Annotated in this window: 11 protein-coding genes; 7 read left to right on the top strand and 4 right to left on the bottom strand. The window is 58.5% G+C overall.

The window, feature by feature from the left end:
• Positions 1-65: 65 nt before the first annotated feature.
• The 6 genes from VGU25_17080 (at position 66) to nadC (ending at position 10799) form a co-directional block, all read left to right on the top strand.
• Positions 66-1364 (top strand): hypothetical protein, encoded by a 1299-nt coding sequence (locus tag VGU25_17080; GenBank protein ID HEV2578922.1) that lies wholly within the window; start codon positions 66-68, stop codon positions 1362-1364.
• A gap of 122 nt (positions 1365-1486) precedes the next feature.
• Positions 1487-4903 carry a carboxypeptidase regulatory-like domain-containing protein gene (locus VGU25_17075; protein HEV2578921.1) on the top strand — a complete coding sequence of 1139 codons (3417 nt, stop codon included), beginning with the start codon at positions 1487-1489 and terminating at the stop codon, positions 4901-4903.
• 266 nt (positions 4904-5169) lie between these two features.
• Complete coding sequence (locus tag VGU25_17070) at positions 5170-6816, top strand: glycoside hydrolase 43 family protein (protein ID HEV2578920.1); 1647 nt, start codon at positions 5170-5172, stop codon at positions 6814-6816.
• 250 nt (positions 6817-7066) lie between these two features.
• Positions 7067-8371 carry a quinolinate synthase NadA gene (gene nadA, locus VGU25_17065; GenBank protein HEV2578919.1) on the top strand — a complete coding sequence of 435 codons (1305 nt, stop codon included), beginning with the start codon at positions 7067-7069 and terminating at the stop codon, positions 8369-8371.
• Entirely contained in the window at positions 8368-9924 is a 1557-nt protein-coding gene (gene nadB, locus VGU25_17060) for an L-aspartate oxidase (GenBank protein ID HEV2578918.1), read from the top strand. The genes nadA and nadB overlap by 4 nt, the downstream gene beginning before the upstream one ends.
• Before the next feature lie 38 nt (positions 9925-9962).
• Entirely contained in the window at positions 9963-10799 is an 837-nt protein-coding gene (gene nadC / locus VGU25_17055; GenBank protein ID HEV2578917.1) for a carboxylating nicotinate-nucleotide diphosphorylase, read from the top strand.
• Here the strand turns inward: nadC and pelA are convergent.
• The 4 genes from pelA to VGU25_17035 all read right to left on the bottom strand — a co-directional run bounded on the left by pelA (position 10796) and on the right by VGU25_17035 (position 16287).
• Positions 10796-12175 (bottom strand): pectate lyase, encoded by a 1380-nt coding sequence (gene pelA / locus VGU25_17050; GenBank protein HEV2578916.1) that lies wholly within the window; start codon positions 12173-12175, stop codon positions 10796-10798. The genes nadC and pelA overlap by 4 nt on opposite strands.
• Entirely contained in the window at positions 12172-13251 is a 1080-nt protein-coding gene (locus VGU25_17045) for a pectinesterase family protein (protein HEV2578915.1), read from the bottom strand. Before VGU25_17045 ends, pelA begins: the two co-directional genes overlap by 4 nt.
• Before the next feature lie 6 nt (positions 13252-13257).
• Positions 13258-14646, bottom strand: coding sequence for a glycosyl hydrolase family 28 protein (locus VGU25_17040; GenBank protein ID HEV2578914.1), 1389 nt, complete (start codon positions 14644-14646; stop codon positions 13258-13260).
• 75 nt (positions 14647-14721) lie between these two features.
• The gene (locus VGU25_17035; protein ID HEV2578913.1) at positions 14722-16287 is read right to left on the bottom strand and encodes a carboxylesterase family protein; all 1566 of its coding nucleotides are present in this window, start codon (positions 16285-16287) and stop codon (positions 14722-14724) included.
• A 238-nt stretch (positions 16288-16525) separates the two neighbouring features.
• Between VGU25_17035 and VGU25_17030 the strand changes: the two genes are divergently transcribed.
• On the top strand, positions 16526-20518 hold the full coding sequence (locus VGU25_17030; protein ID HEV2578912.1) for a LamG domain-containing protein: 3993 nt from the start codon (positions 16526-16528) through the stop codon (positions 20516-20518).
• Positions 20519-20521: the final 3 nt, after the last annotated feature.

The raw sequence follows: 20521 nt of genomic DNA, 5'->3' as shown, positions 1-20521 counted from the left end.
GTTACATGCTCCAAGACAGACGTGCTTTTCGGCCCGGTGCTAGAATCGCTGCCACCGGCACCGCCATGTTCTCAACGGAGCTTCCAAACAGCGTCGAGACTGAACCCACTCCCGAAGCGATCCGTGAGCAACTGGAGTCGTTGGTTCAGGACCACGTCTTCCGTTCGAGCAAGCGCTCGGTTCAGTTTCTGCGATACGTGGTCGAGCAGACACTCAACGGCGCCGCCGACCGCATCAAGGAGCGGACAATTGGCGTAGAGGTTTTCCATAGAGACCCGTCCTACGACACAAACGTCGATCACATCGTTCGTACCGCCGCAATTGAACTCCGGAAACGCCTCTCTATTTATTACGGCGACGATAAGCATCGGTCCGAACTCCGGATGGTAATGGTGCCGGGATCCTATATCCCTCACTTTGCCTATCCCCACAGCAGTACCGACCAGAAGGAGCAGGATTTCGTCGAGGGACCCACCGCCGACGAATTCAGTCCATCTGAAGATAAGAAAAGTACGCACTCGCATCCGACCACCGTCGCCCACAACCGTTTAATCGAACGAAATTCGGCAGCATTTCTATGGTCGATCGCTGCTCTCTGTCTCTTGTTCGCCGCAGCCTTTCTTTTTCGCTCGATTTATAAGCCGGACCCGCAATATCTCTTCTGGAAACCCGTTCTGGACGCAAATGGTCCCGTCCTCTTGGCCGTCGGAGACGTCCCCAACGGCCCACCGACCGCATCATCGACCCCGCAAGGCGATCAGGGAACGGCAATCCCCATCGTTCAGAAAGCGTCCTCTCCCACCGTTCCTTTCGCCGACACCGTCACCATCGCCAGGGTCGTCGGAATCCTGCAGGCCAGACGAAAGGAAGTCATTATCCGGCCCGAAAGCCAGAGTTCCTTCTCGGACCTGCGCCAGAACCCGGCGATATTGATCGGCGCTTTCAACAATGAATGGAGCCTCCGCCTAACCCAGCAACTCCGGTACACCCTCGCCTTGGACCCCGATCGCCACCTCATTTACATCCGAGACGCCCGCCGCCCTTCCGCCAGGGACTGGAGCTGGCCCACCGACGAGCGCACCCGCGACCAGGGCAGCCTCGGCGGCCCCGCGCTACAGGACTACGCGCTAATCTCCAGAATTTGGGACTCTAAGACAGGCAATGTCGTCGTGGTCATCGGCGGCCTGTATACCTATGGCACCGAGGCAGCCGGAGAGGCCCTGACCAGCCGCAGCATGATGGACGCAATTTCCAGATCGGCGCCCCTGAATAACAGCCATCAAAATATCCAAATTGTGCTTAGCACGACCGTGACGGATGGCACACCCGGCCCACCAAGAGTATTGGCCGTATCAGCCGAATAGCAGCTCACAACTCATAACAAACACTGAATTTAATACAGTCTGTGACGGTCAGGGACGGTCTCTGTCTACTCGACAGCGCAGGCCGGGCCTACAACGCATCTACTGCGATCTCTGGAGATGCCATGACCCCCAGCTTCTTGCGACCTTCAAGAGTCGGAATCCTTTGCCTCCAACTGGCCCTTGTCGCTGGCGCGCTTGCCCAGGGCTTAGGACGCATCAGTGGAACCGTCACAGACACCACCGGCGCCGCCGTCCCGAACGCAAAGGTCACCGCCACTCGCGTCGACACCGGCGAGATCAACGCCGCAACCAGCGACAGCACTGGCACCTACGTCTTCCCCTCGCTCTCACCGGCCCGATACGCGGTCTCAGCCTCCGCCGCCGGCTTTGCCACTTACGTCGAAAACAACGCCGTCCTGCAGGCCGACCAGGCGCTCACTGTCAATCTCTCCCTCAAAGTCGGTAACACCACCGAGACCGTCACAGTGTCCTCTGCGCCGCCCCAGGTAGACACCACCACAGGCACGCTGTCGCAAGTCATCGACCAGGCCCGCGTCAACGACCTTCCCCTCAACGGCCGCAACGCCGCCACGCTCACCCAGCTCGTCCCCGGCGTCGTCACCGCTTCCAGTCTCAACATCGACCAGGGCTCGACCAAAACCTTCCCCGTCGTAGCTGCGGTAACGGTCAACGGCACCCGCGCCAACCAGATCAACTACATGCTCGACGGCGGCAACAACGTCGACGAATACACCAACGTCAACGCGCCCTTCCCCATGCCCGACGTGCTCCAGGAGTTCAGCGTCGAAACCAGCAACTACAACGCCGAGTACGGCCAGAACGCCGGCGGCGTCGTCAACATCGTCACCCGCAGCGGAGCGAATGCCTTCCACGGCGACGCCTTCGAGTATGTTCGCAACCGCGTCTTCAATGCCGCCGAATACTTCAACTACGTCAACGGTGTGAAGACCCGTGACTTCCTCAAGCGCAACCAATTCGGCGGAACCATCAACGGCCCCATACGCCTCCCATTCCTCTACAACGGCCAGGACAAGAGCTTCTTCTCCTTCGGCGTGCAGGCCACGCGCTATAGAAATCTCTCCTCCGGCGGCACCGCTACGCTTCCCACGCCCGCCCAACTTAGCGGCGTCTTCTCCGGCCTCAGCGCCACCGATTTCATCGAGAACCCCACCACGCTCGTCAAATATCCCTGCGCGCCCTCCGGAACAACCTACACCTGCACCGTCAATCCCAACGACTTCAACTCAGCCTCGCTCGCGCTCTTGAAGTATCTGCCGACCATTCAATCCGGGCAGAGCCCCATCTTTAACTTCTTCAAGCCCTCCAGCTGGAACATGATCGAGTACACCGCGAAGGGCGATCAGAAGTTGAGCCCCTCAGACCATCTCACCCTCCGCTATTTCTACGACCGCTACAACCAGAAGGGCGTGCTGGATCTAACCAACCTCCTCACCTACACCGACCAGGCGACCATCAGCTATCACAACGCCCTCATCACTGAAACGCACACATTCAGCCCGCACGTGCTGAACAACATCAGCCTCAGCTACCAGATCGACGACGCCGGCCGCGGCCCGCTACCCGGCAGCATCAACATGAACGACCTCGGCGTGAACGTCTGGCAGCCTGCATTCAAGCAGATCAACCAGATCACCGTCGGCGCATCCACAGCGAGCAACCTGTTCACCATCGGCGACAACCCAGCCGCCACCTTCCGCCGCAACAACTACACGCTCACCGACGATGTGCGCTGGGTGCACGGCAACCACACATTCGGCTTCGGTGTGCACTTCGAGCTCGCGAAGGTCGACATCGCCAATAACTACGAGGAGCCCGGCCAATACATCCTCAACAACAACATCACCGACACCGTAACCATGGCCGACTTCCTCCTCGGCGGACTCACCGGTTTCAATCAAGCCTCCGGTCAATACTTCGCCAACCGTTATCACGAGCAAGGCTATTACGCGCAGGACATCTGGAAGCTCGGCCGCCTCACGCTGAACTATGGTCTCCGCTACGAGCCCTTCTCGCCGCAGGATGAAGTCCAGGGCCGCCAGGGCATGTTCAGTCCCACCGCATGGTCCGCCGATCAAATCTCAACCACGCATCCCACCGCACTCGCCGGCCTGCTCTTCCCCGGCGACGCCGGCTTTGTCCCCAACATGATCTATCCCGTGCACACACACGTCATGCCGCGCTTCGGTTTTGCCTACGACGTCTTTGGCAACGGCCGCACCAGCATTCGCGGCGGCGTCGGACAGTTCTATGACACACGCCTTCCCGGCGTCTTCGAAAATATCTTTGCCAACTCGGTGCCGTTCGTTGCCTCGATCGGAGCCACCTTCGCAAACTCCGCTGCCAACCCCAAGCCTGCGATCTTCACCAATCCCTACGCCAGTGTCCCCGGATCCAGCACGCTCTTCCCCGCTCCGCAGCCGCCCCCGGCTACCTACTTCACCACCGCGAACTACCAGAGCGCCTCCTATTCCACCTTCAACCCTGCAACCTTCCGCGTGCCCGTCAGCTACTCCTACAACCTCGCGGTCGAGCACCAGATACGCAACGGCCTTTCCGGCCGGCTCGCATACGTAGGCTCCGACAGCTTCCACCAGATCAATCCCACTGACATCAACCCCATCTGGAACCAGGGGCCGAATGTAGGCCACCGCCTCTTCTACTCGACAAACACTCAGCAGAACTACACCAGTGCGCTCGCTACGGTCGATACCGGCGGAATCGAAAACTATAACTCCCTCCAGTTCTCCCTCAAAGCCCGCCTGCAAAAATCGCTCACCGGCTTCTTCAACTACACCTGGTCCAAGGGCATGGACAACAACGCCTTCGGATCATCCGTCACTGCGGTCGTTCCCGGATCGTCCTACGTGCTGCCGATCTATGAACCCAACTACAAGAGGCTCGACGACGGTCCTTCAGACTACGACCACGCAAACGTGCTGACATTCTCGTACGTGTGGCTTCTTCCAAGTTGGCACGGTGGGAATGCTGCGGCCCGCTACGCCGTCAACGGCTGGCAACTGAACGGCATCTTCAGTTACCGCACCGGCGATCGCCTTACCGTTACCGGAGCCAACGTAGACGGCACCGGTCTCGGCCGCGATCGCGCCGTATGGAACGGTCAGCATCCCTATGGCGGCAATGCCTGCGGAAGCAACATCCACTGCAAAAACTGGCTGAACCCAGCGGAATTCTCCACCAACCCGGCATATAACGCGCCATCCGGCTTTTCCGAGCTGACCTACGGAAACATCGTCAAAGGCAGCTTCATCGGCCCCGGCTACACAGACTGGGACGCAAGTGTCATCCGGCTCTTTCCGATTCACGAACAATTCCAGGCCGAGTTTCGCGCCGAGTTCTTCAACGTTCTGAATCACACCAACTTCGGAGACCCTCAACAAAATGAAACTAGCGGGAGCTTTGGCACCGTCACGTCCACAATTAGTCCATCCACAGGCGACTGTCGCATCGGACAGCTCTCACTGAAACTCGAATTCTGAGTTGCACAACGCATCCACTGACAGACGGGAGGCTAAGAACGTGCATAGCCTCCCGTACTCGTCTTGAATCTCTGCGATCTTCTGGCAACAGGAGTGTCATGTCCCTGCTGAACGATGCCGATGAAAGCAAAACCCGTTTCGCTGAGGGCACGCCTTCAGCCGCATACTGTGCACGCTTCCGAAGATCCGTCATCCTGAGCGAAGCGCCTCTTCACCCTGGTGAGCTTGCTCGCTGGGGTGAAGAGGCGCGAAGTCGAAGCACCCCGATGAGGCCCGTATCACCACCACCGTCGTTGAACCCTTTCCGTCCACGAAAGCAACCCGGCCTCTTCCGCGTCGCCCTGCTCACTCTCGTTTTCGCCTTCGCAGCTCTCCGTCCGTCCATTGCGAGCGATACAAAGTCCGCGGTCTATCACAACCCGGTCCTCTATTCCGACTACTCCGACCCCGACATCATCCGCGTCGCCGACGACTTTTACCTCATCGCTTCCAGCTTCCACTTCGTCCCCGCCATTCCTATCCTTCATTCGCGCGATCTCGTGCACTGGGAGCTCGCCGGCCACGTCCTCCCCCGTCTCACAATGGCGCCTCAATATGACATGCAGGGCGGTATGCGCTACGGCGGCGGTGTCTGGGCGCCTTCAGTCCGTGCGCATAACGGCCTCTTCTACATCTACTTCCCCACTCCGGACGAGGGCATCTTCGTCACCACCGCAACAAAGATGACCGGCCCATGGTCCCCTCCAGTCGCTGTCCTCGCCGGTCCCGGATGGGAAGACCCCTGCCCCTTCTGGGACGACGACGGCAGCGCCTATCTGCTCCATTCAAAACTTCACGCCGGTCCGTTGATCCTCCACCGAATGACCCCTGACGGGAAGAAACTCCTCGATGCCGGAAAGATCATCGTGCAGGACCCCGTCCATCTGCCCACGCTGGAAGGACCGAAGCTGTACAAGCGAAACGGCTGGTACTACATCTTCGCTCCCATGGGCGGAGTCGGCCGCGGTCCGCAGGTTGTCCTCCGCTCCCGCAACATCTACGGCCCCTACGACTACCGGATCGTCCTCGAGCAGGGAAACACCGACGTGAATGGACCGCACCAGGGAGGTTGGATCGAGACTGCGAACGGCGGCAACTGGTTCATCCATTTCAGCCTGCGCAGCGCCCATGGGAGAATCCTCTACCTCGAGCCCGTTCGCTGGGTGGACGATTGGCCAGTGATGGGCAAGGCAGCTCCCGGCGCCACCCTTGGCTATCCCGTTGCGCAATACCCCATGCCCCTCGTCGATCCCGCAGCAGCCGACATGGATCCTCAAACCTCGGATGAGTTCAACAAACGCATCCTCGGTCCCAACTGGGAATGGAACCACAATCCCGTCAACTCAAAGTGGTCGCTCACTGAACGACCCGGCTATCTGCGCCTGCATGCAATGCCATCCCCGGACCTGCTCCACGCCCGCAACACCCTCACCGAGAACATGCAGGATGAATCCTTCGAGGTCACAACCCGAATTGATCTCGAGCACACCTCTGACGGCGGCCGGGCCGGCCTCAGCATCTTCGATAAAGCCCAGAGCTACATAGCCATAAGCCAGAACCAGCAGGATCGCTCCCTGCTCTTCTCAGCCGACGGCAAGGAAACGCCGGGACCCGCCGTCAAGCAGAAGATTGTTCAACTTCGCGCAGTCGTGCGCGGTGACACCGCCCAGTATCTCTACAGCCTCGATGATGGCCGAACTTTTTACGGCCTCGGCTCACCCGTCACCCTGACCTTCAGCTGGTGGAAGGGCGCCCGACCCGCCCTGTTTTCCTTCAACACCAGAACCGATACGTCCAATGACGGGTCCGTCGACATCGATTGGCTCCACTATCATCCGCTCTCATCCCCTCCAGCTGTGCACGAAAAAAAGTGACCCCCCACCCGTTAAACTCCCTGAATGGAAGAATTTAGCTGCAAGGCACTGATTCCAGATAATTTACCGACATCGCCATACAAGGTCCACCCATAACTCCTTTCACATGAAGATTTTGCACAGTATCGGGGGGGAGGGGTACCCTCCTGACTCGCATTGTGTCGCCCGTCGCAGTAACCTATTTGCAACAGCTTCGCGACACCGCCATCCCAAAACCAGGAGGCGAACTCGGGCTGTCACGGAGACCTGAGTGCGATCGATCGATGATGCGATCCAGCTGATTCACATCGGTGAACAGCCAGGAGATAAGCCCACAAGCCTATGTTCCTCAGCACTGGCGGATAAGCCCTGGACCATGGATGCCGAACCCGGTTACGGTCCCGGCGCCTCCATGCAGGACCCCATCCCCCCAACCGCCCCCCGCCAAGGCATCCTCCCCAACGAATATCGTCAGGCCTCGAAAGAGGAACTTGATCTTCGTATCCGTGCGGCAAAGCACTCCCTTGGCGATCGTCTCGTAATCCTCGGCCACTACTACCAGCGCGACGAGGTCATCCGCTACGCCGATTTCGTCGGCGACTCCTTTCAGCTCGCACAGGCAGCGAAAACGAGGCCGAAAGCCGAGGCCATTGTCTTCTGCGGCGTCCACTTCATGGCGGAAACCGCCGATATGCTCTCGCGGCCGGACCAATCCGTGATCCTGCCGAATCTTGCCGCCGGCTGCTCCATGGCCGACATGGCCGACATAGATTCCGTTACAGATTGCTGGGAGGAACTCGAGGCGGTCCTCGGTTCGGACCCGGATGCCGATGGCCGTGCCCCCGTCATCCCAGTCACCTACATGAACTCCTCCGCTGCATTGAAGGCCTTCTGCGGCAGGCATGGTGGTGTGGTCTGCACCTCATCGAACGCCGCAACAGTGCTCAAATGGGCGTTTGACAGAGGACAGCGGGTTCTGTTCTTCCCCGACCAACACCTGGGCCGGAATACAGCCAAGGCCATGGGTGTCCCGCCGCAGCAGATGCCAGTCTGGAATCCCAATCAGCCGATGGGCGGATTGAACCCGCAGACTCTTCGCGACTCGCGCGTCATTCTGTGGCATGGATTCTGTTCAGTGCACAAGCGCTTCACGGTGGAGCAGATCAAGCTCGCCAGGCTCCGCCACCCCGGCGTCCGCGTTATCGTTCACCCCGAATGCACCATGGAGGTCGTGGACGAGGCAGACGAATCCGGCTCAACGGATCTCATTCGCAAGCGGATTGAAGCTGCACCCGCAGGATCGATTTTTGCTGTCGGCACAGAGATCAATATGGTGCAGCGTCTGGCCAACGAACACCCGGAACAGACGATCTTCTGCCTCGATTCAATTATCTGTCCGTGCTCCACGATGTATCGCATTCATCCGAGCTATCTGGCATGGGTGCTCGAGGCGCTTGAGCGAGGCGAGATTCTAAACCGGATCACCGTCAGCGATGAGATCGCCGGCCCCGCTCGCATTGCACTGGAGCGCATGCTGAGTTTGCAACCGGCAGGGACCTCCTCAAACAATTCATGAGTCAGCGAAAGCAAATCATCATTATCGGCAGCGGCATCGCGGGCCTGATCGCTGCGCTTCGGCTAACCGAGCAGTTCGGCGTCACGCTTGTGACGAAGTCGGAGATTGCGGAAAGCAACACGCGCTGGGCGCAGGGAGGCATCGCTGCAGCGATGTTTCCGGACGACAGCATCGCTGAACATATCGCCGATACAGAACGCGCTGGTGCGGGACTGTGCAATCCGGAAGCTGTAAAGGTGCTCTGCTCGGAAGGACCCGCGAGGATTCGGGATCTCATAGGCTTAGGGGTCCCCTTCGACAAACGTGACGGTGAGCTCGCGCGCGGTTTGGAAGCGGCTCATTCACGACCGCGAGTTCTGCATGCGCAGGGAGATGCCACCGGACTATTGATCGAGACCACGCTAGTTCGAGCGCTGCGCGAAGCTGATGTTCAAGTGCTCGAGCATACGTTTGCTTGCGATCTCGTCCTCTCGCATGGAGCTGTGGCAAAGCTGATTGTTCAGAGAGACAACGGAGCGCGCGAGGAGTTGCATGCAGATGCAGTCATTCTCGCAAGCGGCGGAGCGGGCCAGATGTACCTGCACACAACGAATCCAGCAGGTGCGACTGGCGATGGAATTGCAATGGCTCTCCGCGCCGGTGCTCAATTGGCCGATTTGGAGTTCTATCAATTCCATCCGACTGCCTTGGCTGGACCCGGAACATTCCTTGTGTCGGAAGCTGTGCGAGGCGAGGGCGCTGTGTTGCTCGATAAGCAAGGCCGTCGCTTCATGCAAACACTCCATCCTGATGCTGAGCTCGCACCACGTGATGTTGTCGCTCGCGGGATTGCGATGCAGATGGCCGCGCAAGGCGGCGCCCCAGTTCTGCTTGACGCAACCAGGTTAGGCGCAGAGTTTCTGGCTCGACGATTCCCCAGCATCGATGCCGCATGTCGCAATCGTGGTTTCGACTGGGCCGCGGAACCGATTCCGGTCACTCCCGCAGCGCACTACTGGATGGGTGGAGTGAAGACCGACTTCCGGGGCCGCACATCGATTCCAGGCCTTTTTGCAGTTGGCGAAGCGGCATGTACCGGCGTCCACGGCGCGAATCGACTCGCATCGAATTCATTACTCGAGAGCCTCGTGTTCGCGTGGCGGTGCGCGGATTTTCTCATCAATGAGAGTCACTCAGTTTGGTCCGCTGCATGGCCGCACACAGCGTCCAATGTCCGCGCGATCAGATCCGAAGAGGAGAGAATTGCCAGATCCATCCAGCTGACGGACCGGGAAGATTTACAACGCCTGATGTGGGACACCGTTGGAATTGAGCGCACCGACCAAGACCTGCAGCGAGGACTTGACCAGCTAAATCGCTGGCACGTAGATAACGCGGACTCCGTATCTTCACTCGAGACCGCAAATCTGCTTCAGTTGGCCCGCGCCACCACGCGCGCTGCGCTGGAACGGCTTGAATCGCGAGGCGCTCATTTCCGAAGCGATTATCCAGAAACGTCTTCCGCATGGCTGCACTCTCTGGTGTACGAACGACCGGTGCCCGTCGCATGCTAATGAAACCCGATCGGCATGCAACTGAAGCTCTCGTGCGGATGGCTCTTCTCGAGGATGCGCCATGGGGCGATCTCACGTCTGAAGTTGTTCTCCCAGAGGACGCGCAAATCGTCGCCGAACTGGTGGCGCGCGAAGGAGGAGTGCTTTGCGGCGAGGACGTCTTCTCTACAGCAATGTCTCTCACCGGCCCGGTGGCGGTTCAGTTTCGCAAAAAGGATGGCGAATCCTTCTGTGCCGGTGAAGTACCTGCGAGGATAGAGGGTCCCGCGCGGGCTATTCTTCACGCCGAACGAGTTGCGCTGAATCTCGTGCAGCGCCTTTCCGGGATTGCCACGCTTACGGCGAAGTTCGTTGCGGAAGCGGCGGGTACGAAAGCGCGAATCGTCGATACCAGAAAGACAACGCCGGGACTGCGCTTATTCGAACGCTATGCAGTTCGGTGCGGTGGTGGTGGTAATCACCGGTTCTCTCTTTCGGACGCGGTCCTCGTAAAAGACAATCATCTCGCCGCGCTACGGACTGGAGGAGATGAGGAATTGGCAAAGCGGCTGCGAGCCGCGTTGAGCAACCTGCCACACACCACGCATGTAGAGATCGAAGTCGACAGGCTGGATCAGATTGAGACTGCCCTTGCCGCAGGTGCTCACACCGTTATGCTGGACAACTTCAGCCTTGATGATCTGCGCGCTGGAGTGCGGCAAATCGCAGGACGAGCGCTGGTCGAGGCGAGTGGCGGCGTATCACTGGACACGGTGCGCGGCATTGCGGCGACTGGTGTCGACCTTATCTCCGTAGGAGCCTTGACTCACAGCGTGCGGTCGCTTGATCTTGGACTTGATATCAGGAATTCGCAGGCCGGTTCGTATCCTGGCTAGCGAGAAGCAGATCGAGCGGCGCCGTGATCCTCATTGCCTGCTGGGCAGGCCCCGTGATTGGCGCACCAGTTTTCATACATCTTGATGGCAGCCGCCGGTTCAGTGTTGAACCAGGCATAACCATTTCGGCGCTCCTGTGATATCTCATTCATGTCATCGTGAAGCGTCTTGTCGCGGTCTCCAAAGACAGGTTGCTGTGTATTGAGTGCGTAGAAACGAGCCCAGAGCGGCCCCGCGCCCTGTTGCTCGACCACGTGCCTGCCTTCCGACGTATTGCGACCGCCAATGACTGCTTTGCCATAAATCGCGTGCGCGCGGAGCCAAGATATGCCAGCGATGATCGCGTTCCGTTCCTGTGTTTTCGGATGCGGAATTCTCATCAAGCACATGAGTAGATCGGAGCTTTCCTCAGATGAAAGAGCTGCGGGTTCATAGTTGCGTGCGGCAACCGGTTTTAGCGTGAGCATGTCGATTTGTTGCGCCCAAACCGTTTTCTTGCCGGCGAGTTCGACCTGCGCGGCGAGAATGCATTCGATCGATTTCGCGACGGAAATCTCGGCCTTCTTGCGAATGTCCGCAGGTACAAACGCCTCGTCCGGGTTTCCGTCAGAGACCTCAGTCAGCAGCTGTGTTGCGTTGTAAACTGCATCATCATTGAAGGTGATCGCGTCATGGTATCCGCCTTCGAGCGGCCACACCTGCGGCCAGCCGCCGTTAGGGTACTGCGCGGCAAACAGATATTGCACACCGCGCAGAAAGGATGCGCGATACTTTTCTCCGTCTGTATGCGGGATGCCTGCCTGAACCTTGGCGAGAAAGTGCATCTCGGTTGTTGTTGCGTCGTTATCGATCGTTCCGACATAGTGCCATGACGGGTCGCGCGCTGCGTCAAAGTCGCCGGGACTCGGGAAGCGGTTGGAGTTATCCGTAACGAAGCTCTCGCCTTGAACACGTGGCGCTCCGTCCATGTTCATGTTTTTTCCCCAACCGCCTGAAGGGGTTTGAAAGCTCACAATCACGTCGGCAATGTGGCGCGCCTCCGGGGAGCTGTACCATGAGGCCTCGCGATTGAGCGGCATGCTACGCGCGGATGGACCGAGGGGAGGATCGGGCGGCACGTCTTTCATTCCTTGTCGCTCGGCCGCGAGCGCAGCGCGATCGATCTTCTCCTGCTGTTCTGAGCGATGGAAATAGGTTAGCCACGCGCCACGCTGAGACGTTGGAAGCGCTGAAATGCGGCTGATGGTGAGCGACTCTGCCGGTTCACTCTTTCCGATGATCGTTGCTCCGCCGATCGAGGTCACAATGAACGCGCCAATGCCTGCAAGAACCGCTGCAATGTGAATGCCGGAAAGTCTCCCTGAGCGATTTGTCATTTCGTTCTCTCGGCTGACCGTCGCAACGCATTAGCCTCTGCGACGGGATTCCAGTTGTCATTCCCCGACAGCAATGCCCTGGGATTCAACTTCTTCTCTTCTTCACGCGTGAGTTTGGGATAGGTGACGATCCGATGTCCGCCGTTTACGCCTGGGCCGTACGATTTGTACTCACGATAGGTGCTGGTTTTCAGGCGGCCGTTCCAGTCCGACCATCCTTCTGGTGCCAGCGGCTTTTGGATGTACGTGTCATAGAAGACGACCGTTGAGTAGTCCCGCCACGGACGACCGAGGATGACGTGATCGCCATTGTCCTCCCCGGTAATTCTGCAGTGCAGGAAATAGTAGCCGGAGTCCTCAGCGGGAAAGTGCTTGCTTTGCGCGGTAAGCATCACAGTGGCGGAGTGACGCGGGTGCAACTCGCAGTGATCGAAGACAGCTTTTGCATCGCCGAAAATGTAGTCGACGTGACCTTCGATGTAACAATCGCGAAAGTACTGGCGCGACGCTCTGCATGCGGGCGTGTCCGCGGGTGGCGCACTGCCGTCTTTCGGGAGGTTGTCATGACACGTCCGGCTATTGGCGTATAGCGTGTCTTGCGCGCCAAGCAGGCGCACACGATCGAGGACTGCTTTGTCAGAACTCATGAGCAGCGCGACAGCTTGTGAGCCTTCCTGCGTGCGCGTGTGCTCGTTCTCCCATGTGTTTTCGATCGTGAGATTCTCGGCCTCGAAACCATCCGCGTTCACGGTGACAGAACCCGACTTGCTTGTGCCGCCGGCCGTGATCGCCGCGTCGTTCCAACTCAACACGACATCCTGCGGGTTCGCGCCTGTGCCGATGAGGTGGATGTTCGGTGTCGTGATGTGCACTTTCTCTCGATAGGTTCCCGGGGCGATGCGGATTACTTCGCCGGTCGGCGGCGCCTGATCGATTGCCTCCTGAAGTGTGTGGAAGCCGGCGGTCTGTTTGCCGACCGTGACTACCGGGGCTGAGTCTGCCTTGGAGACAAGTGGCGAACCGGCAATGATTAGCAGCACCAATAAGGAGAGGCGTCGGGGGCTCGTAGAGATCATCGGCGCTCAGTCCTGATAGGGAACAAACTTGCCCTTGCAGGAGAAGGACATTTTGAGAGGTGCGCTGGCAGGATCCGACGTTACACCGTTGCCGGTGAATTTGAGATTCGAACCCACCGGGCCGATGGTGATCCTGGCGAACTGGGCTCTTACCTGGTCTGGCTGAACTCCACGAACATCCACTCCGTTGAGTGTGACCTCGGTCAGGTGCTCGGCATTCAGGCCGGCGATCTGGGCGATGCCCGGAGTTGTACTAATGACGTTTTCGAATCTGATGTCCTTATAGTCGGGAATCAGATTGCCCTTCATCCCAAGATCGACAATCCCGTCCGTCGTCTGGCCGTTATAAAAGGGGCTGATTGAGATGGGCATTGGAACATCCTTCATGCAGATGTTCCGATACACAATGTTGCGGACCATGCCCCCACGTTGCACGTTCGCCTTGATGCGGACACCACTCGTGGTGTGATCCAGTGTGAGAGTGTCGACGAGAATGTCGTCCTCATCGCGAGCTTCGGATCCCATGGACATACCGTGCCCGGTGTAAAAGTGATTGTCCAGCACACTCATGTGCTGAACGTTGGCCTTGATCGCGACGTTGTCGTCGCCGTTCTTGATCCAGCTCTTGGCGATCGTGATGTTCTGGGAGTTCCCTGGATCGATGCCGTCAGTGTTGCGCGCATCGGTACCGGCGACAGTTGGAGTCAAAAGGTGAACGCCCCAGGCGGTAAACCCGTTCGTGTTGTTGACGGAGACGTGAAAGTTTGGGGAGTTGTGCAGCCGAATGCGATAGAGGATCAAGCCGTCAGCATGGTTCGCGATGATCAGTCGGGGAGCTGAATAGCGGGCGTTGGTTGGCTCGGCAGCTCTGGATTGCTGCCACCATGTGTACGGTTTGCCGATAACACCGCGGTCGCCTCGTCCATCGATCGCACCCTCTCCCATGATCGCGGCGTTCTTCACGTTGACGGAGATGAGAGGCTTGCAGGGACGGCTCTCCGGACCACTGGTGCCGCAGGTACCGGGAACGGTATCGAAGTCTTTCGGATTGCGTGATGCGTACAGCGTCACTCCCTTATCGATAAGAAGTGTTACGCCCTCGCGGAGCTCCAGTGGCCCGCTGAGGAATGCGTTGTGATCGCCGTCTGCGCGTAGTTCGACCGCCTGCCCGAGTGAGCACTTATCGAGTGCGGACTGGATTCGCTGAGTATCCAGTTTTGTTTCGTCTGACTCGGGCAGAACGTTATCGCTGGCGTGGAGATTCGCGCTTAGCAGAGTGCACGCCCGCGGAATGGTCGGTTCAATTACATGGCGCGTGTCTTGCGCGCGGCCTTTGTAGATGCCCGAAAGCGCGAGCGTAAGGGCGAGGACGGTCGGAATCCTGCGTTCGAACAAAGAAGCCCCCTGTCAGACAGCTTTACGAGACTCTAGCTGTTCTTGAGGAGCATCGTCAAAGTTCAGCCAACGCGCTTAGGTCCCGGGCTGGCGGTAATGTGCCTGCGCGGCGAGTTCGCGCTCGTTCTTTCGCGGATCATCGACCACGTGCGGAGGAGTATTCCAAATCATCGTCGCACGCTGTTTGAGCTCGTACGCAGGCCAGTGCGGCAGCCCCGGATGATTCGGATCGCCGGCCTTCGCAAATGCAACCAGCGTCTGGCTCATTGCCGTTGCGAGCGGTTGAGCACGCTCGATGTCCTCTGCTGTGCCTCCGATCATCCCGGGGGCAACAGCGAGATTGTCGAAGAAGAACGGAATGTCCACGGTGTGCGGCGCGCCAAACCGACCGCCGGCGACCGGTGAAGGCCAATCCATCTCATACACCCAGGTTCGCGGCTGCGCGCGACTCTCCGCGCGCCGTTCGGCCTCAATCACCTGGCCCGGCCACGAGCGAAACGCTGTGGTCGCCGCGAAGAAGATGTCTGCCGGAGAGTACTTCGGATACCATTCACGATATTTTGCGATGACGGTCTCGGGTTTCAAAGGACGAAGGAAGCTACCTACGTTCTTCTCGAGCGCAGATGGAAGCTCATCCCATGTGAGCGAAAAGAGGGCGGGCTGGCCGCCTCCGATGAGGCCACGAGTTTCGTCGTGCGTGTTGCCGAGAATCATCGGAACGTCATTGGACATCGGTGGAGCGTCGGGAGAGAAAGGATCGCGGGCCAGGCTGCGTCCGTCGACGACGGGGAGCCACGCTGAGCTTACGCGGGCTGCTTCCTGCAGACGCTCGAGCGGCATCGCATCGAGCGCGGATCGGAGTGTGGCGTCGGATGTCGTGAGCCCGAGCTTCGCAAGGAAGTCGCGGGCCCGCGCCGTTGCGATTGCTTCCGGCGCGGCTGTTACCTGTTGTCCGCTCATAGTCATCACGCGGTGAAAGAGACCGTGCGCCGCAGGCATGGCCATCAGCGTCGCGCACTTTGCTCCACCGCCGGATTGGCCAAAGATCGTTACGCGTGTGGGATCCCCGCCGAACGCGGCGATATTGTCCTTCACCCAACGCAGCGCCAGAACAAGATCGAGCATCCCAACGTTGCCGGAGTCAGCGTATTTTGGGTCTGCGCTAACGCCTGCGAGGTAGAGGTATCCGAACGCGTTCAAACGATGATTTACCGTGACCACGACGACATCACCGCGCCTGCACAAACGCGTGCCGTCATAAAGAACAGAGTTCACGGTTCCGCTGTTGTAAGCGCCGCCGTGAATGTAAAAGAGCACGGGCCTGCGCTCGTGGCCACGGGCGTGAGGCGAAGGTGTCCAGACGTTCAGGTGCAGGCAGTCTTCGCTGATATTTCCTTCGTCGGCCGGCAAACGGTACGTGTCGGCTTCAGTATGCTGACCGGCACGCGAGGTCATGCCTCTGCCGCTTAACTGCGGCGCGCGATCGCCCCAAGACAGAGCGTCGCGATCGCCTTGCCATGGTTCCGGCGACAGCGGAGCCTGGAATCGCGTTTTGCTGGTGTCGGCGCCATACGGAACTCCAAGAAAGACCGCAACGTCATCACGGACCTGGCCGCGGATCGCACCTGCGGTCGTGTGCACAACCGAATGATCATTCTGAGAAAAACTATGGGATGCGTTCGCGGCTAAAGCTGCCGTTGCGGCACACTTCAGAAAATGTCTGCGATTCATGGAAGAGCTCTTCCTGACTTAGAATCTGGCGATCTATTCATTGCGTCCGTGAACGATTTAGGCCGCCTGGCTTGCGCTCTGATGGTTCAGCTTGGTACCGTTCCGGCAAATCGGTCTAACAGGTTCCGAAGAAAGGTTATTACGGGCGATGCGGTTTCGTTCTCTGTTTTCGCAGACTGGACTTCGATTTGGCAGGCTGGTGAAGCCGGCGATTCTTATCGCCACCTTTTCGGCCTTTGTTTGCAGCGCTCAAGAAGTCGGAGGCGCGGCGGCGACGCATGAGCCCGGATTGCTTTTTTATCTTTCCGGAGATCATGGGTTCAAGGCGGACCTAGCTTCCGGCGGGAACCCTGATCCCAACTTCCTGTATGACGTTAAGATCCTGCCGGGCGGGGCGAAGGGCTCTTATCTTCAATGCGGGAACAACCAACTGCTCTCATACTGGGCACCTGGAAACATCTATGCGCAGCGTGGAACTCTCGCGTTCTACTGGCGATCGCGCGACCCGGTTGACGATACGGAGTTCCCTATTTTTCGTGTGGGCTATGGCGACCACTCAAGTTGGGACATGGTGTGGTTGCGTATCGACTACAACGGACATGGCTTCGATGCGTTTGTAACCGATGACAACCTTGGGCGCACGCGTGTGTCTTACACGATGCCGGATTTTCCGAAGGCGAGCGAATGGACGCACCTTGCGCTCGCGTGGGATGAGAACACCGGCATCCGCTTTTATGTAAATGGCAAACTCGTCGCGACGAAAGCGGCAACAGGGCCGTTCGATGCTGCGCTCGATCAGTTTGGACCACATTCGCGAATTATCGCGCCGACTGGCGTTGAGAGCTCCTACAACTACGATCGCGGCGGCGATATCGACGAGGTGCGGATTTACGATCGCATGCTCTCGGACGACAACATCGCGTCTCTTGCGAGAGGAGAGACGCCGGCGCAGATTCCTGGTGTTCCGCAAAGCGGCAGTCACACGTGGAGTAAAGCGACAGAGACTGAGTGGTGGTATCGCTATGGCTGGAACCACGCGGATAAGATTCCCGCGCCTCTTCCGTCGGAGCTGACGACCGTGCGGAAGGTGGAGATTCATGATGCGTACGATCTCAAGCGGTGGTGGTGGAAGGGTACGGACGGAATACCGGAGACGACGTGGCCGGGTGTGTTCAACCGGTCAAAACTTGTGGGCCGGTGGGATTATTTCCAACTACCTGACTGGGACTGCTATACGGTTTCCGGAAGATCGGTGACCTTCTATCTTCCTAATGAGCCGTGGAACCATCTTGAAATTCGCAGCGGTGCATCGGGAAAGTTTGATCTGCTGACGCCGGGCGCTGGTAAACCGGGAGCCGTTGCCGATCCCGACCAACATGACACTTCCCCGATGCTGGCAAAGACTCTGTTCGAGAAGGCCCATGACTCACAGCGAACTACATTCGATCTAAGCGAGCCCCTCACGGGCGAGAAGGTGCGATTCACCAATGCCGAACCAGAGTGGCCTATCCAGGAGTTCGAGGCTTACTACGTTCATCCGGGCGCAGAGCCAAAGGGAGTCGCCGTCCTGCGGTACACAATGACTGCGGGAGGCGGCGCGGCCAATCCGTCGCTCGCAACGCTATCTGAATTCATTCACAATCGCTTCCCTGCTGCTGAGAGAGCAACAATGGTGGCCGTGCCCGGAGTGGCTGTTGGTGGCGGCCGCACATCCATCGGACATGGCCGTGCAGCGAAGAGCACGGCGAGCGACTCTGGAGTTGATCCGCTGCCAATCGTTCACCTTTTGATCCCGAGTGACTACCGCGATCTGGAAACGGACATCGGGCACGGCACCTCGTACAGCTGGCAGAACATGCATGCGGGACTTGATGGTGTTGCGATTGATCTCCCGGCGATGAACATTGCGCCTACACACGGCGCGTACGTTCCGATGAACATCCAGATCAAAGACCCGGTCTGGCCGATGCGCAACGTGATGGACTACAGCTTTTCCATCAAGCCGGGCCAGCCCTATACATTGTGGCTCGACACTCGCGATCGAATTCTGCCGAACGGGAAGAGCCTCTATCTCACAATTGCGTCGGCGAGTCCTGAGTTCAATGTGCACGCACTTGAAGGGATGCACGTGCGATTGATCTTCAAGCCGTACAAAGCTGCACTTCCAGAGCACATCGCTGATCGGCTGACGCAGGTGCGGGATAATTATGCAAATCTGGTCGAAGAGTCAGTCAACTCCCGTAAGCTGAATATCTATAACCGCTTCGATGCGGACGTTTCAGACCTGCTTCGGGTTGACCCTGAAAACGATCTGGGTCGCAAGTATTGGAATGAGCTCAACCATGAGCAACTTCATCCGCCGTTTACGCTGCCGCAAGCTCCGCCGGGAGTTCCGGAATGGGCGTTCCTGCAGGTTGAAGATCTGCGCCAACTGAAGAGCCTGATCAACTGGTACGTGGACAATCGCCAGATCTCAAACGGAGAGTTTGGCGGAGGTCTTTGTGACGATAGCGACTTCCTGAACTGGTGGCCCGGACTTGCAATGATGGGATCCACTCCGGACAAGTTGAAGAACTCCTTGCTTCGCACGCTCGACGAGATCTACGCGGACGACATGTTCACCAATGGTCTCGCTACCGGACAATATGACGAGCTGCACAGTTACGAAGATGGCATCAACGTTCTCGGGCAGGCGATGCAGATCGATTACGGCAGTCCGAAGCAGCTTGAGCGCGCGATGCAGACCGCGAAACGGCTTGAATGGTTGACCGGCTATAACTCCGCGGGCCAGCGCCAGATCCGCTCGTCGTACTACAGCGCTACAAAGATGGCGACGGGCGGTGTGTGGGGATGGGCAAAAGACCGCTCCTACATGGTGTTTCATCCGGCTCTTCTGCTCGCCGAGTACAACGGCACCCCGGAGACGGTGAAGATGGTCACTGAAGTAGCGGATGGTTTTCTGGCTCATCGTCGGCCAGATGCGAATGGAAAAATGACGATGCATTTCACCGTGAACTTTCACACGAACGAGGATCTTCCCAGTACGGCAATGACTCCGTGGTTTGTGCTCTGGGGAGCTTATAAGTTCACGGGAGACACAAAGTATCTGCAGCCATTTGGAGACAACGGGCCAGAATCGCTGCGCACAATCAACGCGGATGCGATGGACATTCTTCACACTCGCGATACGTGGGGCAAACAGCTTTTAGCGACCAACGCGCCCGATCGCCGCACTGATTCGGGTAACGCGTCCGAAACGACCGAGCAGCTCGCGTGGCAACTCACTGGCGACACCTCTCATCTGGAAAAGGTCTATGTCTCGCAGCTCGAGACAGCGTTTGATCGCGAGTTCATCAACCGTGAAGGCAGCCTTTGGATTGATCGCGTGTACTACAACAACGGCGAGCTCCAACGCGGTCGGCTCGGTGGAGTCGCGCTGATGCGCAACTTCGATTTTCCCGGCAACGTCGTAAGCTGGCGTTTCCAGGGTCCGGATGATGACACGAAGGTTGCGATTCTGGTGCCCGAGGGAACACCAAATCACATTCGAATCCTTGCCTACAATCTCGATGAAAAGCCGATCACAGCGAAAATGGCCGGATGGGAGGTCGATCCGGGCGAGTGGGAGATTCAGCAAGGCACGCAAGAAAATGAGACGCAGCCGGCAGCCAACATCTCCTCACGAGTCGCAACGTTCGAGCGCAGCCGCAGCATCAATGTCACCTTTGCGCCACACGCGACCACCGTCCTGGAACTGACGCTCAAACAGAAGGGAACACCGTACTGGTCACGACCCGATCTTGGCATCGACCCAGAGGATGTGAGAATAATGGGCCGGAGAATCACGGTAAAAGTGCATAGCCTGGGAGCAGTGGATGCTCCGCCGGCAAAGGTCGTGCTGCGTGACGCTTCCGGCAACATCCTTGCGACTACAATGTCACCCGCACTGAAAGCGCCAATTGACCTTGTCCCGAAGATCGCCGTCCTGACACTGCGCGCGCCAGCGAACGCAAAGCTTGACGGCGGCACAGTCACCATCGAGTCGACAGGCGATGTGCCGGAGACAACGCTCATCAACAACACCGTGAAGCTACCGCCGGTTTCAGCAGCCGCTGCTCCGCCTCACGTCGTGCCCCACTAGAAT

This window comes from Acidobacteriaceae bacterium (assembly GCA_035944135.1).
Taxonomy (GTDB): domain Bacteria; phylum Acidobacteriota; class Terriglobia; order Terriglobales; family Acidobacteriaceae; genus Granulicella.
Note: the sequence above shows the minus strand (reverse complement) of the source record. Positions and strands in the feature narration are given on the sequence as shown.

Excerpts from the sequence above, each read along its gene's own strand:
- VGU25_17080 (HEV2578922.1), top strand. The coding sequence starts at position 66 with ATGTTCTCAACGGAGCTTCCAAACAGCGTCGAGACTGAACCCACTCCC.
- VGU25_17075 (HEV2578921.1), top strand. The coding sequence starts at position 1,487 with ATGACCCCCAGCTTCTTGCGACCTTCAAGAGTCGGAATCCTTTGCCTC.
- VGU25_17070 (HEV2578920.1), top strand. The coding sequence starts at position 5,170 with ATGAGGCCCGTATCACCACCACCGTCGTTGAACCCTTTCCGTCCACGA.
- nadB (HEV2578918.1), top strand. The coding sequence starts at position 8,368 with ATGAGTCAGCGAAAGCAAATCATCATTATCGGCAGCGGCATCGCGGGC.
- nadC (HEV2578917.1), top strand. The coding sequence starts at position 9,963 with ATGGCTCTTCTCGAGGATGCGCCATGGGGCGATCTCACGTCTGAAGTT.
- pelA (HEV2578916.1), bottom strand. The coding sequence starts at position 12,175 with ATGACAAATCGCTCAGGGAGACTTTCCGGCATTCACATTGCAGCGGTT.
- VGU25_17045 (HEV2578915.1), bottom strand. The coding sequence starts at position 13,251 with ATGATCTCTACGAGCCCCCGACGCCTCTCCTTATTGGTGCTGCTAATC.
- VGU25_17030 (HEV2578912.1), top strand. The coding sequence starts at position 16,526 with ATGCGGTTTCGTTCTCTGTTTTCGCAGACTGGACTTCGATTTGGCAGG.